We start from the raw sequence: 12,978 nt of genomic DNA on the forward strand, positions 1-12,978 counted from the left end.
CCGCTGCCGCGGCCGCCAGGCCGGTGCCGGAGGGCGGGGACGAAGGCGCGATCCTTGCGCTGCTCGGCCCGGAACCCGTGGCCGAGGACCAGCTGATCCGCGATCTCGGCCGCCCGCCGCGCGCCGTGGCACAGGCCCTTGCGGTGCTCGAGATGGCCGGTCGCATCACCCGCAGCGCGGGCGGTTTCGTCTCGCGCAGCTGACGGGCCGTCACGCACCCAACATTCCGAAGCCGACCCGAAGCGAAAAAATCCTCATTGAAAATGAGGGCGTGGCCCCGCCCCCTGACGCATTGACAAGCCGGGGGCACAGCCCACATGTTCCGCCGCCATTAGGCCCCCTCCCGGGCCCTTACCCTTTGAGGACCGTATCCGCATGCCCGTCGTCGTCGTCGAATCGCCTGCCAAGGCCAAGACAATCAACAAGTATCTCGGCAGCGATTACACGGTTCTCGCCTCCTACGGGCATGTCCGCGACCTGCCGTCAAAGGATGGATCGGTCGACCCCGAGCACGGGTTCGAGATGCTGTGGGAGGTGGGCGCCGACAGCAAGAAACACGTCAAGGCCATCGCCGACGCGCTGAAGGATGACGACACGCTCATCCTCGCCACCGACCCCGACCGCGAGGGCGAGGCGATCAGCTGGCACCTGCAGGAGGCGCTGACCAAGCGCAAGGCGATCAAGGCGGGCACCGCCGTCAGCCGCGTGGTCTTCAACGCGATCACCAAGTCCGCCGTCACCGAGGCGATGAAGAACCCCCGCCAGGTCGACATGGAACTGGTCGAGGCCTATCTCGCCCGCCGCGCGCTGGATTACCTCGTGGGGTTCAACCTGTCGCCCGTGCTGTGGCGCAAGCTGCCGGGTGCGAAATCGGCGGGGCGGGTGCAATCGGTGGCGCTGCGGATCATCACCGACCGCGAGATGGAGATCGAGGCCTTTCGCGCGACCGAATACTGGTCGGTGCGCGCGATGCTCGAGACGCCGCGGGGCCAGAGCTTCGAGGCACGGCTGACGCATCTGCGCGGCAAGAAGCTCGACCGCTACGACCTGAAGACCGCCGTGGAGGCGGGCCTGGCGGTGCAGGCGGTGTCCTCGCGCGCCCTGTCGGTCACCAGCGTCGAGGCGAAGCCCGCCAGCCGCAACCCCGCCCCGCCCTTCATGACCTCCACCCTCCAGCAGGAGGCGAGCCGCAAGTTCGGCATGGGCGCGCGCCAGACGATGAGCGCGGCGCAGCGCCTCTATGAAGCGGGGCACATCACCTACATGCGGACCGACGGCATCGACATGGCGCCCGAGGCCGTCCATGCCGCGCGCGACACGATCAAGACGCGCTACGGGGCCGAGTATGTCCCCGCCGACCCGCGGATGTACAAGAACAAGGCCAAGAACGCGCAGGAGGCGCATGAGTGCATCCGGCCCACCGACATGGCCAAGGCCCCCGGCGACATCCGCCTGTCGGAAGATGACCAGCGCAAGCTCTACGAGCTGATCTGGAAGCGCACCATCGCCAGCCAGATGGAGGCCGCCCGGATGGAGCGGACCACCGTGACCATCGGCGCGCCCGACGGGCAGGTCGAGCTGCGCGCGACGGGGCAGGTCGTGCTGTTCGACGGGTTCCTCAAGGTCTACGAGGAGGGCCGCGACGACGTCGAGGACGAGGACGGCAACCGCCTGCCGCAGATCACGCAGGGCGACCGGCTGAAGCCCGCCGCGCAAGCCTTGAGCGCGGATTGGGCGAAGCTCGCGGGCCAGTCCGACGCGGTGGTCGAGGCCGACGCCAAGGGCGATCTGCGCAAATCCGAGGCGGCGCTTCTGTCGGCCGATGGCGCGGTTCTGGGCCAGCAGCATTTCACCCAACCGCCGCCCCGCTACACCGAGGCGACGCTGGTCAAGCGGATGGAGGAGCTGGGCATCGGGCGGCCCTCGACCTATGCCAGCATCCTCGACACGATCGTCGCGCGCGGCTACGTGCGCAAGGACAAGAACCGCCTGATCCCCGAGGACAAGGGGCGGCTGGTGACGGCCTTCCTGGTCAACTATTTCCGCCGCTACGTGGAATATGACTTCACCGCCGACCTGGAGAACCAGCTCGACGAGGTCAGCGCGGGCGAGCGTGCCTACAAGGATGTGCTGGACAAGTTCTGGCGCGATTTTTCGGCGGCGATCTCGGAAACCTCCGAGCTGCGCATCACCGATGTGCTGGAGAAGATCAACGAGGTGCTGGAGCCGCACCTGTTCCCGCCCACCCCCGACGGCACCGACCCGCGGCTTTGCCCCAACTGCGGGCAAGGGCGACTGTCGATGCGCACGGCGCGCTCGGGCGGGGCCTTCATCGGCTGTTCGAACTACCCCGAATGCCGCTACACCCGCCCCTTCGGCCCGCCCAACCCGGACGGCGATGACGGCACGGCGATCGGGCCGGATGGCAAGATGCTGGGCGTGGATCCCGACACCTCGGAACCGGTCACGCTGCGCGACGGGCGCTTTGGCCCTTATGTCCAGCTGGGCGAGGTCACCGAAGAGGTGAAGAAGCCCAAGCGCGCCTCGCTGCCCAAGGGCTGGTCGGTGGATGACATGGACATCGGCAAGGCGCTGCAGCTTCTGAACCTGCCGCGCCACGTTGGCGACCACCCCGAGGACGGCCAGCCCGTGGAGGCCGCGATCGGGCGCTTCGGCCCTTATGTCAGCTACAAGGCCAAGGACGCGGCCAAGCCGCTTTATGCCAACCTGCCCGATGTCGAGGAGGTCTGGACCGTGGGCATGAACCGCGCGGTCGAGTTGCTGGCGGCCAAGGCCGCGGGCCGCGGCGGGCGCGGGGCCGCGGCCGCGCCACTCAAGGAGCTGGGCGAGCATCCCGAGCATGGCGGGCCGGTCAACGTGATGTCGGGGCGCTACGGGCCTTACGTGAAGTGGGACAAGGTCAACGCGACCTTGCCCAAGGACGTGGAGCCGGAGGCGCTGACGATGGAGCAGGCCGTGGCGCTGATCGCCGAAAAGGCAACGAAGGGCGGCAAGGCCAAGGCAAAGCCCAAGGCGGCCGCAAAGCCCAAGGCCGCGGCGAAGCCCAAGGCCGCGGCAAAGCCCAAGGCGGCAGCCAAGCCCAAGGCGGCCGCGAAAAAGGCAGAGTGAGGCGCGGGGGCGTCATGCGCCCTGCCCCCCTCTCCGGCGCGCCCGGCACGGCGGCGCCGGTGGGGGCTTGATTACCGGTCGCCGAGCGCAGAAATGAGCCCTATGGACACGCATGACCTTCTCGAGTTTCTTCTGACCCGCCGTTCGGTTCCGGTGCGCCTGCACGCGGACCCGCCCCCCGATGACGCGACGCTGCGGCGGCTGCTGACCGCGGCCGCGCGCGTGCCCGACCATGGCAAGCTCGTGCCCTTCCGCTTCGAGGTGCTGCGTTGCGCCGCGTCCGACCGGCTGGCCGCCGTCACCCGCGAAGTCGGCACCGCGCAGGGGCGCGACCCCGACAAGCTGGTGAAGCAATCCGCCGCCTTCGAGGATGCACGCCTGACCGTGGCCGTCGTCTTCAGCCCGCGCACCGACAGCGCCATCCCGCTGATCGAGCAGGAACAGACCGCCGCGCTGGCCTGTCTGAGCCTTGTGAACGCGGCGCAGGCGGCGGGCTTTGCCGGCCATTGGCTGACCGGCTGGATGGCCCGCGACCCGGCGTTTCTGCGCGCGGGCCTGGGGATCGAGCCGCCCGAGGTCGTGGCCGGTTTCGTGCATCTGGGAACGCCCACCGCCGCGCCCGCCGCGCGGCCGCGGCCCGATCTGGACGCGATCACCCGCTGGGTCGAGACGTGATCCTGACCGCCTTTTCCCGCGCCCTGGGGCAGCTGTCGGACCGGCGGTTCCTGGGGGTTGTGGGTCTGGGCGTCGGGCTGACGCTGGCCCTGCTGGTCGCGGTCTACGTGGGGTTCGTCACGCTGATCGGCTGGCTTTTGCCCGAGGCCTTCACCCTGCCCTGGATCGGCGAGATCGCCTGGGCCGACGAAGCGCTGAGCTGGGCGGCGGTGCCGCTGTTCCTCGTGCTGTCGGTCTTTCTGATGGTGCCCGTCGCCTCGGCCTTCATGGGCATCTTCCTCGAACAGGTGGCCGATGCGGTCGAGGACCGGCACTATCCGCGCTTGCCGCCCGCGCGCAGCATCGGGCTGGCCGAGGGGATCGCGGATGGCGTGCGGTTTCTCGGCGTGGTGATCGGGGTGAACCTGCTGGCCTTGGTGGCCTATCTGCTGTTCGCGCCCATCGCGCCCTTGCTGTTCTGGGCGGTGAACGGGCTACTTCTCGGCAGGGAATACGCCCAGCTGGTCGCGCTGCGCCGCACCGATGCCGCCGGCGCGCGGGCGTTCCGGCGGCGGCACCGTCTGGTGTTGTTCGCGGCGGGCGTGCTGATGGTCGTGCCCCTGACGATCCCGGTGGTGAACCTGCTGGTGCCCGTGCTGGGCGCAGCGGTGTTCACGCACCTTTACCACATGCTCAGCGCGGCTCACCCAGCCCGAAGCGGGTGAACAGGTCGATATCCTCGATCGAGATCACGCCCGCGATGATGATCCAGGCAATCACTGCCCAGATCGCCGCGGCCACGCCCGTGGTGACAAGGAAACGGCGCTTGAGCTGCGGGTTTTCGGGCGCGGAGCCATGGGTGCCGCGGACCCGCGCGCCCGCCTCGGACTGGCTGGTCACGCCGACCTGCAGCACGATGAAGAGCGTCATGAACCAGATGAGCGCGTAAAGCACGATGCCGGTGACGATGTTCATCAGACCTGCTCCAGTTCCACCAGCGTGCCGGTGAAATCCTTGGGGTGCAGGAAGAGGACCGGCTTGCCATGCGCGCCGATCTTGGGCTCTCCATCGCCCAGAACGCGCGCGCCCGCGGCCTTGAGCCTGTCGCGCGCGGCCAGGATATCCTCGACCTCGTAGCAGACATGGTGGATGCCGCCCGATGGGTTCTTGTCGAGAAAACCGCGGATGGGGGAATTCTCGCCCAGCGGGTAGAGCAGCTCGATCTTGGTGTTCGGCAATTCGATGAAAACGACGGTGACGCCGTGGTCGGGCTCGTCCTGGGGCGGGTTCACATGCGCGCCCAGCGTGTCGCGGTATTGCGCGGCGGCGGCCTCGAGGTCGGGGACGGCGATGGCGACATGGTTCAGACGGCCGATCATGGGCGCTTCTCCTGTTGTGGTCGGGGCCTGATATGGCCCGCAGGGGCAGGCCTGCCAAGAGATGAAGCGCCGCAGGGGCGGTGTTAACCGCCTGTCAACCGGACCGGTCTTTACTCGGGTCGATCGCACGACTCGTCCGCATCCAAGGGGGATTATCGCAATGGATGACATGGTTCCGGATCTCGACTTCAAGCCGCGCCCGACGCCCGAGCGGCCGCTGCTCGGGCTGACCGTCCTCGTCGTGGAAGACAGCCGCTACGCCTCGGAGGCGCTGCGCCTGTTGTGCCTGCGCTCGGGCGCGCGCATCCGGCGGGCCGATTGCGTCGCCTCGGCCGAGCGGCATCTCGATGTCTATCGCCCCTCGGTGGCGATCGTGGACCTTGGCCTGCCGGACGGGTCCGGGCTGGGGCTGGTCGCGCGCATGGCGGCGATGCAGCCGCGGGTGCCGATCATCCTGGGCACATCGGGGGCCGAGCCCGATGTCGCGGCTGAGGAGATGCTGGCGGCGGGCGCGGACGGTTTCCTGCCCAAGCCCGTCACGTCGCTGGCCTGGTTCCAGGCCGCGATCCTCGCGCATATGCCGCCCGAGATGATGGCCAAGCCCCTCCACGCGGCCGAGACCACGGCGCCGACCCCCGACATCCTCGCCTACCGGGAGGATCTTGGTCACGCCATGGACCTGCTGGCGCTCGACGCGCCGCCGGTGGGCTACCTGCGCCGCTTCCTGCTGGGCCTTGCGCGCAGCGCGCGGGACGAGGGGCTGGCCGACCGCGCCGAACGGATGTCGGAGCCGTTCAGCGCCGGCGACAAGTCGGGGCTCAGGGCGTTCCTGTCGCAACGGCTGGGCGCAATGCCGGTGGCGATGTGACGGGCGGGGCTACGGCCATGCATTCAAATATGGACAAGAAAAGGGGCCAAACCCGCGGCTTGGCCCCTGATCCTGTCAGAAATCGAACAGGCTGTGGATAACCTGTGGATCAATCCTGCGGAATGACGCGCAGGCCCAGTTCCATCAGCTGATCGCTCGTCGGCTCGGAGGGCGCACTCATCATCAGGTCTTCGGCCCGTTGGTTCATCGGGAACAGGATGACCTCGCGGATGTTCGATGTGCCCGCAAGGATCATCACGATCCGGTCGATCCCCGCCGCGCAGCCGCCATGCGGCGGTGCGCCATACTGGAAGGCGTTGACCATGCCGCCGAAGCGCTTGCGCACCTCGTCCTCGCCATAACCGGCAAGCTCGAAGGCCTTGAACATGATCTCGGGCTTGTGGTTCCGGATCGCGCCCGACACCAGCTCGTAACCGTTGCAGGCGAGGTCATACTGGTAGCCCAGCACCTCGAGCGGATCGCCCGAGAGCGCGTCCAGCCCGCCCTGCGGCATCGAGAAGGGGTTGTGGCTGAAATCGACGCGGCCCGTCTCCGCGTCCTTCTCGTACATCGGGAAGTCGACGATCCACGCAAAGGCAAAGCGGCTCTCGTCGATCAGGTCCAGCGCCTGCCCGATCTCGGTCCGGGCGCGGCCCGCGATGCCTTCGAACTCGGCCGGCTTGCCGGCGAGGAAGAAGGCCGCATCGCCGGACTTCAGGCCAAGCTGCTGGCGGATCGCCTCGGTCCGCTCGGGGCCGATGTTCTTGGCCAGCGGCCCCGCCGCCTCCAGCCCGTCATCGCCGTCACGCCAGAAGATGTAGCCCATCCCCGGCAGGCCCTCTTTCTGCGCCCAGGCGTTCATCCGGTCGCAGAACTTGCGGCTGCCGCCGCCGGGCGCGGGGATCGCGCGGACCTCGGTGCCGTCCTGCTCGAGGATGCGCGCGAAGATCGCAAAGCCCGAGCCCGCGAAATGCTCGGACACGACCTGCATCTCGATCGGGTTGCGCAGGTCGGGCTTGTCGGTGCCGTATTTCAGCGCCGCCTCGCGGTAGGAGATGCGCGGCCAGACCTTGTCGACGCTGCGCCCCTTGCCGAATTCCTCGAACAGGCCCTTCAGCACCGGTTCGATCGTGGCGAAGACGTCCTCCTGCTCGACGAAGGACATCTCGAGGTCGAGCTGGTAGAAATCGGTGGGCGAGCGGTCGGCGCGGGGGTCCTCGTCGCGGAAACAGGGCGCGATCTGGAAATAGCGGTCGAAGCCCGACACCATCAGGAGCTGTTTGAACTGCTGCGGCGCCTGCGGCAGGGCGTAGAACTTGCCGGGATGCAGCCGCGACGGCACAAGGAAGTCGCGCGCGCCCTCGGGCGAAGAGGCGGTGATGATCGGCGTCTGGTATTCGCGGAAGCCGATGTCCCACATCCGGCGGCGGATCGAGGCGACCACGTCCGAGCGCAGCGTCATGTTCGCCTGCATCCCTTCGCGGCGCAGGTCGAGGTAGCGGTATTTCAGGCGCGTTTCCTCGGGGTAGTCCTGGTCGCCGAAGACCTGCAGCGGCAGGTCGCCCGAAACGCCGCCGAGGATCTCCATGTCGCGGATGAAGACCTCGATCTCGCCGGTGGGCAGCTTGGGGTTCACCAGCTCGGGCGCGCGCGCCTTCACGATGCCGTCGATGCGGATGCAGTATTCGGAGCGCAGCTTTTCCACCTGCGAAAAGACCGGGCTGTCGGGATCGCAGAGCACCTGCGTGATGCCGTAATGGTCGCGCAGGTCGATGAAGATCACGCCGCCGTGGTCGCGCCGGCGATGGACCCAGCCCGACAGGCGGACGGTTTCGCCGGTATGGGCGGCGGTCAGGGCGGCGCAGGTGTGGCTGCGGAAGGCGTGCATGGGCGGTCCCTTTTCTGGGTGTCTCGGCTCGGGTCTGGCGTCGCGCCGATAGAGCGTCGGCAGGCGGTGAAGTCAACCCCGGCGGCAAGGCTGGCGGCACCGTGGGACATGCGTATTTTGGGAAAGATGAAGGCAGGGCGCGCGCGTCAAGGTCGACGGGCGGTCAGTGGCGACAAGCCAGCGCGGCGGCGGCGGTGGTGGCGTTCCACGGGCCGAGGGGGCGGGTGGTGAGGGTGGTGCCCTCGAGGCGGGTGGCCATCACGCGGGACCACGTGGCGTCGGCGGTGATGATCTCGGGGCCCGCGCCGCAGTCGCGCAGGCCGCCCGAGATGAAAGCCTCGCCGATGCGGTGGTTGGTCAGCCCCTCGAGGGCCGCGACCTCGGTCAGCCTGCCCTGCCCCGGCCCCGTCCCCGTCCCCTCGGGCAGATAACGCCAGACGCGCAGGGTGCGGGCGAGGTGGGGGCGGTCGACATAGGCGATCTCGATCGCGCCGTCCCCGTCAAGATCGGCTGCGCCGACGGGCGCGAGCCAGCGGTGCGCGCGGCCGATATGCGGCGTGGCCGCGGCAAGCTGGAGCGCGCTGCCGTCAGGTGTGACCGCAAAGACGGCGAGCCGCGCGCCGCGGTCCCGGTGGCTGTGGACGGCGATGACCTCGGCCCTGCCGTCGCCGTCGAGATCGGCGAGGCGGGGAGCGATATCCTCGAAGACCTCGGTCGGTGGCAGGGTGATCCGGGCGACGCGGCAGTCGGGCGCGGGGGCGGTCTGCACGGCCAGCGTTCCGGCCTCGATGCCGTCGCCCAGCACGGCATGCGCGTAGCGCGTGGTGGGGTCTTCGAACCAGGCGGCGACGGGGCCGTCCTGCGCGGCGACGCGGGTCAGCGACCCGTCCATCGCCGGGCCCTGCCACGGCGGGGCCTGGCAGGCCGCCGCGGTTAGGGCCCCCGCCAGCCACAGGCCCGACGCCAGACCTGCGCCGCGGGCGAGCCCTGGACAGGTGCGCAACGGATCGCGCGGCGCCATCGGCGGTTGGATCAGATCTGCTTTTCGGGCATCTGCACGACGAGACCGTCGAGCGCGTCCGAGACCTTGAGCTGGCAGGTCAGCCGCGAGCGCGTCGCGTCGGGCTGGTAGGCGAATTCCAGCATGTCCTCTTCCATCGGGTCGATGCCGGGCAGCCTGGCGACCCAGTCGGGATGGACATAGACATGGCAGGTGGAACAGGCGCAGGCCCCGCCGCAATCGGCCTCGATGCCGGGGATGTTGTTGTCGCGGGCGCCTTCCATCACGGTCAGACCGTTGGGCACCTCGACCACATGTTCGGTTCCGTTGTGCTCGATATAGGTGATCTTCGCCATCTCTTGCCTTTCCTGATCCTGGGCCGCCTGCGCGCGTGCGGCTGTAGGTAATATGCGCGCCCCGCGCTTTCCAGCCCGAATTGCCGGGCTTGCGCGGATGTCGTTATGTTCTACATTCGTTCACCATGGAGCCCGCCCTTTACCCCCCCGCATGGCCGCGCCCGCCCGCGTGCCTGCCGCATCACCTGCTGCACCTGCCGCCCGAGGGGGCGCGGGTGGCCGTGGCGGGGCTTGTGCTGGTGCGGCAACGGCCGGGCACGGCCAAGGGGGTGATCTTCGTCACGCTCGAGGACGAGTTCGGGGTCTGCAACGTGGTCGTGTGGCAGAAGATCTACCAGCGCTTCCGCCGCGCGGTGATCGCGGGGCGGCTTTTGCGGGTGACGGGGCGGGTGCAGCGGCAGTCGGGCGTCACCCATGTGGTCGCCGAAGTGGTCGAGGACATCTCGGAGATGCTGGACGAACTTGTCCGCCTGCACGAACCGACGCGCGCGGCCGATCAGCCCTGACCAAGCCCGCGCTTTCCCGAAGCGGGAAACCCGTGTATCCTGCCCGGAACAACAAGACAGGCAGGACGGGCAGTCCATGCGTTTCATGATCCTTCTGGCCGGTCTCGCGGCCCTGTCGGCCTGCGTGCCGGCCTCCGAGCGGAATGCCTTCGTGGTGCCGGTGCGGGTCAGCGAGGGTGCGATCGAGGTCACCCGCGGGGCGGGGCCGCCGGATGCAGACCCGAGCGCCTGCTACGCCAACGAATCCACGCCCGCGGTGATCGAGACCGTGACCGAGCAGGTGATGCTCCAGCCGCCGCAGGTCGCCAGCGACGGCAGCGTGCGCGAGCCCGCGGTCTTCGTGACCGAGACCCAGCAGCGCATCGTCGAGGAACGGCGCGAGCTGTGGTTCGAGATCCCCTGCCAGCTGCAGCGGGGCGACCCCGAGTTCATCGCCTCGGTGCAGCGCGCGCTTGCGGTGCGGGGGCTTTACCTCGGTCCCGCGACGGGGGTGATGAACCGGCGCACCCTGCGCGCGGTGCATGATTTCCAGGCCCCGCAGGGGCTGGACAGCGAGATCCTGTCGCTGGCCGCGGCGCGACAGCTGGGGCTGGCCCTGTGGAACCCCGAACTCGCGGCGGGCGACAGCGGCGGCTGAGGTCTGTCGCGCCGCAGCCGGACCCGGTGCTGTCGCCTCGAACAGGCGGCGACAAACGCCCCGGTGCCGGGCCCGCGGTGGTGCTTGTCCGCCCCTCGGACATGGTCCGCCGGGGCTGGGGCAGCTCAATACAGCTGCCAGTCGTCCCCGCCTGCGAGCTCTCCCAGGGCCATCCAGTCCGCGCGGATGCGGGCGACGCGGCTGTCGCCCCATGTGCGGAAAACCAGCTCGAACCGCTCGGCGGTCACCGCCTCGGCCCGCAGGTCGGCGCGCTGGTTCGTGTCGCCGCCGGTGTCCCACATGGAGATCCCGACCGTCACCATGGGGGCGGCGCGAAACGCCTCGGAGAACTGCACGGTGCGGCGCACCTCGCGCGGGCCCTCGCCCGTCCACATCGGGCCATTGTCCTCGAAATCGCTGAACAGGACCAACGAGCCCTGCTCGGCTCCGATCAGATGATGACTGAGGCGTTTCATGCGCTGTCTTGTTCGTCCTGCACGGTCCGACCTTATACCGGGTGTTTTGGCCGGTTCCGTGGAGACATAGCGGCAAAACCGCGGGTTTGGCCACGAAAAAGGCCCCCGCAGCGTGCTGCAGGGGCCGATCCAACGTCCGAAAGGCGATGCTCAGCCCAGCATGTGGCCCTTTGCGGCCTCCATGTCGGCGAGAAGCTTCGCCGCGGCATCGGCCGCCGTGTCCGGTGCGTCGCTTGCGGCGCGGGCCTTGTCATGGGCGGCACGGGCCTCGGCAATGAAGCCGTCCATGATCTCGGCGGTCACTTCGCTGACCGGCAGGGCACGCTCGGCCAGAACCGTGACCGAGGGGCCCGCGACATCGGCGAAGCCGCCGGTCACGAAATAGGCGGTCTCGGCCCCCGACCCCGCACCGTCGACCCGCAGGACACCGGGGCGCAGCGTGGTGATCATCGGCGCGTGATCCGCCATCGCCGTCATGTCCCCGTCGGTGCCGGGGATCTGCACGGCCTCCACCTCGAGCGAGGCAAGACGCCGCTCGGGCGAGACCAGATCGAATTGCATCTTCGCAGCCATTCGCGGCTCTCCTTTGGCGGGTGGTGGGTTGCCCCGACCCTACGCGCGCTGTGCCGTAGGATGGGGGCAACCCACCATTGCGTTACGCGGCTTCGGCCGCCATGCGTTCGGCCTTGGCGATCACGTCCTCGATGCCGCCGACCATGTAGAAGGCCGCCTCGGGGAGGTGGTCGTATTCGCCCGCGACCACGGCCTTGAAGGACGCGATCGTGACGTCAAGCGGAACCTGCACGCCGTCCGAACCGGTGAAGACCTTGGCCACGTCGAAGGGCTGCGAAAGGAAGCGCTGGATCTTCCGGGCGCGGGCCACGGTCAGCTTGTCCTCTTCCGACAGTTCGTCCATCCCGAGGATGGCGATGATGTCCTGCAGCGACTTGTAGCGCTGGAGGATACCCTGCACGTCACGGGCGACCTGGTAGTGCTCTTCACCCACGATCTGCGGGTCCATCAGGCGCGATGTGCTGTCCAGCGGGTCCACGGCCGGGTAGATGCCCAGCTCGGAGATGGCGCGCGACAGAACGGTCGTGGCGTCGAGGTGGGCGAAGGTCGTGGCCGGTGCCGGGTCGGTAAGGTCGTCCGCGGGAACGTAGACGGCCTGGATCGAGGTGATCGAGCCGGCCTTGGTCGAGGTGATGCGTTCCTGCATCTGGCCCATGTCGGTGGCCAGCGTCGGCTGGTAGCCCACGGCCGAGGGGATACGACCCAGAAGCGCCGACACCTCGGAGCCCGCCTGCGTGAAGCGGAAGATGTTGTCGACGAAGAACAGAACGTCGGTGCCCGAGGCATCGCGGAACTGCTCGGCCAGCGTCAGGCCGGTCAGCGCGACGCGCGCACGTGCGCCCGGCGGTTCGTTCATCTGGCCGTAGACCAGCGCCACCTGGCTGTCGGCCAGGTTGTCGGGCTTGATCACGTTCGACTCGATCATCTCGTGGTAGAGGTCGTTGCCCTCGCGGGTCCGCTCACCCACACCGGCGAACACGGAATAGCCCGAGTGCACCTTGGCGATGTTGTTGATCAGTTCCATGATCAGAACCGTCTTGCCCACGCCGGCACCGCCGAAGAGGCCGATCTTGCCGCCCTTCGCGTAGGGGGCCAGCAGATCAACCACCTTGATGCCGGTCACGAGGATCTCGGACTCGGTGGACTGGTCGTTGAACTCGGGCGCGGGCTGGTGGATCGAGCGGTATTCATCCGCCTCGACCGGGCCGCCTTCGTCCACGGGCTCGCCCACGACGTTGAGGATGCGGCCCAGCGTGGCCGACCCCACCGGAACCGAGATCGGCTTGCCGGTGTCGTTGACCGACTGGCCGCGCACGAGGCCCTCGGTCGCGTCCATTGCGATGCAACGCACGGTGCCCTCGCCGAGGTGCTGCGCGACCTCGAGAACCAGGCGCTTGCCGTTGTTGTCGGTCTCGAGCGCGTTCAGGATCTCGGGCAGGTGGCCGTCGAACTGCACGTCGCAGACGGCGCCGATGACCTGGGTGATTTTTCCGACTTCATTTGCCATGTGTC

Annotated in this window: 15 protein-coding genes; 7 read left to right on the forward strand and 8 right to left on the reverse strand. The window is 68.6% G+C overall.

Going from position 1 to position 12,978, the window contains the following annotated elements; genetic code table 11:
- From QQK83_RS10545 to QQK83_RS10560, 4 genes are all read left to right on the forward strand, one after another.
- A partial coding sequence (locus tag QQK83_RS10545; protein WP_465250985.1) for a DprA-like winged helix domain-containing protein occupies nucleotides 1-203 on the forward strand: 203 nt, incomplete at its 5' end.
- Between the two features lie 172 nt (nucleotides 204-375).
- On the forward strand, nucleotides 376-3,129 hold the full coding sequence (gene topA, locus QQK83_RS10550) for a type I DNA topoisomerase (RefSeq protein ID WP_284264031.1): 2,754 nt from the start codon (nucleotides 376-378) through the stop codon (nucleotides 3,127-3,129).
- 102 nt (nucleotides 3,130-3,231) lie between these two features.
- Nucleotides 3,232-3,804: a nitroreductase family protein gene (locus tag QQK83_RS10555; RefSeq protein ID WP_284264033.1), complete on the forward strand. Its 573-nt coding sequence runs from the start codon at nucleotides 3,232-3,234 to the stop codon at nucleotides 3,802-3,804.
- Nucleotides 3,801-4,508 (forward strand): EI24 domain-containing protein, encoded by a 708-nt coding sequence (locus QQK83_RS10560; protein WP_284264035.1) that lies wholly within the window; start codon nucleotides 3,801-3,803, stop codon nucleotides 4,506-4,508. The genes QQK83_RS10555 and QQK83_RS10560 overlap by 4 nt, the downstream gene beginning before the upstream one ends.
- Here QQK83_RS10560 and QQK83_RS10565 read toward each other — a convergent pair.
- Both QQK83_RS10565 and mce read right to left on the reverse strand, forming a co-directional pair.
- Nucleotides 4,477-4,758, reverse strand: coding sequence for a DUF1467 family protein (locus tag QQK83_RS10565; protein ID WP_284264036.1), 282 nt, complete (start codon nucleotides 4,756-4,758; stop codon nucleotides 4,477-4,479). The two genes, QQK83_RS10560 and QQK83_RS10565, sit on opposite strands and share 32 nt — an antisense overlap.
- The gene (mce, locus tag QQK83_RS10570) at nucleotides 4,758-5,162 is read right to left on the reverse strand and encodes a methylmalonyl-CoA epimerase (RefSeq protein WP_284264038.1); all 405 of its coding nucleotides are present in this window, start codon (nucleotides 5,160-5,162) and stop codon (nucleotides 4,758-4,760) included. Before mce ends, QQK83_RS10565 begins: the two co-directional genes overlap by 1 nt.
- A gap of 160 nt (nucleotides 5,163-5,322) precedes the next feature.
- On the opposite strand from mce, the gene QQK83_RS10575 reads away from it, so the two are divergent.
- Nucleotides 5,323-6,030, forward strand: coding sequence for a response regulator (locus tag QQK83_RS10575; protein ID WP_284264040.1), 708 nt, complete (start codon nucleotides 5,323-5,325; stop codon nucleotides 6,028-6,030).
- Nucleotides 6,031-6,139: 109 nt separating this feature from the next.
- On the opposite strand, the gene aspS is transcribed toward QQK83_RS10575, so the two are convergent.
- The 3 genes from aspS to QQK83_RS10590 all read right to left on the reverse strand — a co-directional run bounded on the left by aspS (nucleotide 6,140) and on the right by QQK83_RS10590 (nucleotide 9,274).
- On the reverse strand, nucleotides 6,140-7,918 hold the full coding sequence (gene aspS / locus QQK83_RS10580; RefSeq protein WP_284264042.1) for an aspartate--tRNA ligase: 1,779 nt from the start codon (nucleotides 7,916-7,918) through the stop codon (nucleotides 6,140-6,142).
- 163 nt (nucleotides 7,919-8,081) lie between these two features.
- On the reverse strand, nucleotides 8,082-8,810 hold the full coding sequence (locus QQK83_RS10585) for an FG-GAP repeat domain-containing protein (RefSeq protein WP_284264044.1): 729 nt from the start codon (nucleotides 8,808-8,810) through the stop codon (nucleotides 8,082-8,084).
- Nucleotides 8,811-8,950: 140 nt separating this feature from the next.
- Nucleotides 8,951-9,274: a 2Fe-2S iron-sulfur cluster-binding protein gene (locus QQK83_RS10590; protein ID WP_284264046.1), complete on the reverse strand. Its 324-nt coding sequence runs from the start codon at nucleotides 9,272-9,274 to the stop codon at nucleotides 8,951-8,953.
- Nucleotides 9,275-9,399: 125 nt separating this feature from the next.
- Between QQK83_RS10590 and QQK83_RS10595 the strand changes: the two genes are divergently transcribed.
- Nucleotides 9,400-9,780: an OB-fold nucleic acid binding domain-containing protein gene (locus tag QQK83_RS10595; protein ID WP_284264048.1), complete on the forward strand. Its 381-nt coding sequence runs from the start codon at nucleotides 9,400-9,402 to the stop codon at nucleotides 9,778-9,780.
- A gap of 76 nt (nucleotides 9,781-9,856) precedes the next feature.
- The gene (locus QQK83_RS10600; RefSeq protein ID WP_284264050.1) at nucleotides 9,857-10,417 is read left to right on the forward strand and encodes a peptidoglycan-binding domain-containing protein; all 561 of its coding nucleotides are present in this window, start codon (nucleotides 9,857-9,859) and stop codon (nucleotides 10,415-10,417) included.
- Between the two features lie 125 nt (nucleotides 10,418-10,542).
- Here the strand turns inward: QQK83_RS10600 and QQK83_RS10605 are convergent, their stop codons facing one another.
- The 3 genes from QQK83_RS10605 to atpD form a co-directional block, all read right to left on the reverse strand.
- Nucleotides 10,543-10,893, reverse strand: a complete 351-nt coding sequence (locus tag QQK83_RS10605; protein WP_284264051.1) for an H-type lectin domain-containing protein — start codon at nucleotides 10,891-10,893, stop codon at nucleotides 10,543-10,545.
- Between the two features lie 150 nt (nucleotides 10,894-11,043).
- Nucleotides 11,044-11,466, reverse strand: coding sequence for a F0F1 ATP synthase subunit epsilon (locus QQK83_RS10610; protein ID WP_284264072.1), 423 nt, complete (start codon nucleotides 11,464-11,466; stop codon nucleotides 11,044-11,046).
- 82 nt (nucleotides 11,467-11,548) lie between these two features.
- Nucleotides 11,549-12,973, reverse strand: a complete 1,425-nt coding sequence (gene atpD, locus QQK83_RS10615) for a F0F1 ATP synthase subunit beta (RefSeq protein ID WP_284264074.1) — start codon at nucleotides 12,971-12,973, stop codon at nucleotides 11,549-11,551.
- Nucleotides 12,974-12,978 lie beyond the last annotated feature (5 nt).

This window comes from Roseicyclus amphidinii (assembly GCF_030163755.1).
GTDB classification, from domain to species: Bacteria; Pseudomonadota; Alphaproteobacteria; order Rhodobacterales; family Rhodobacteraceae; genus Roseicyclus; species Roseicyclus amphidinii.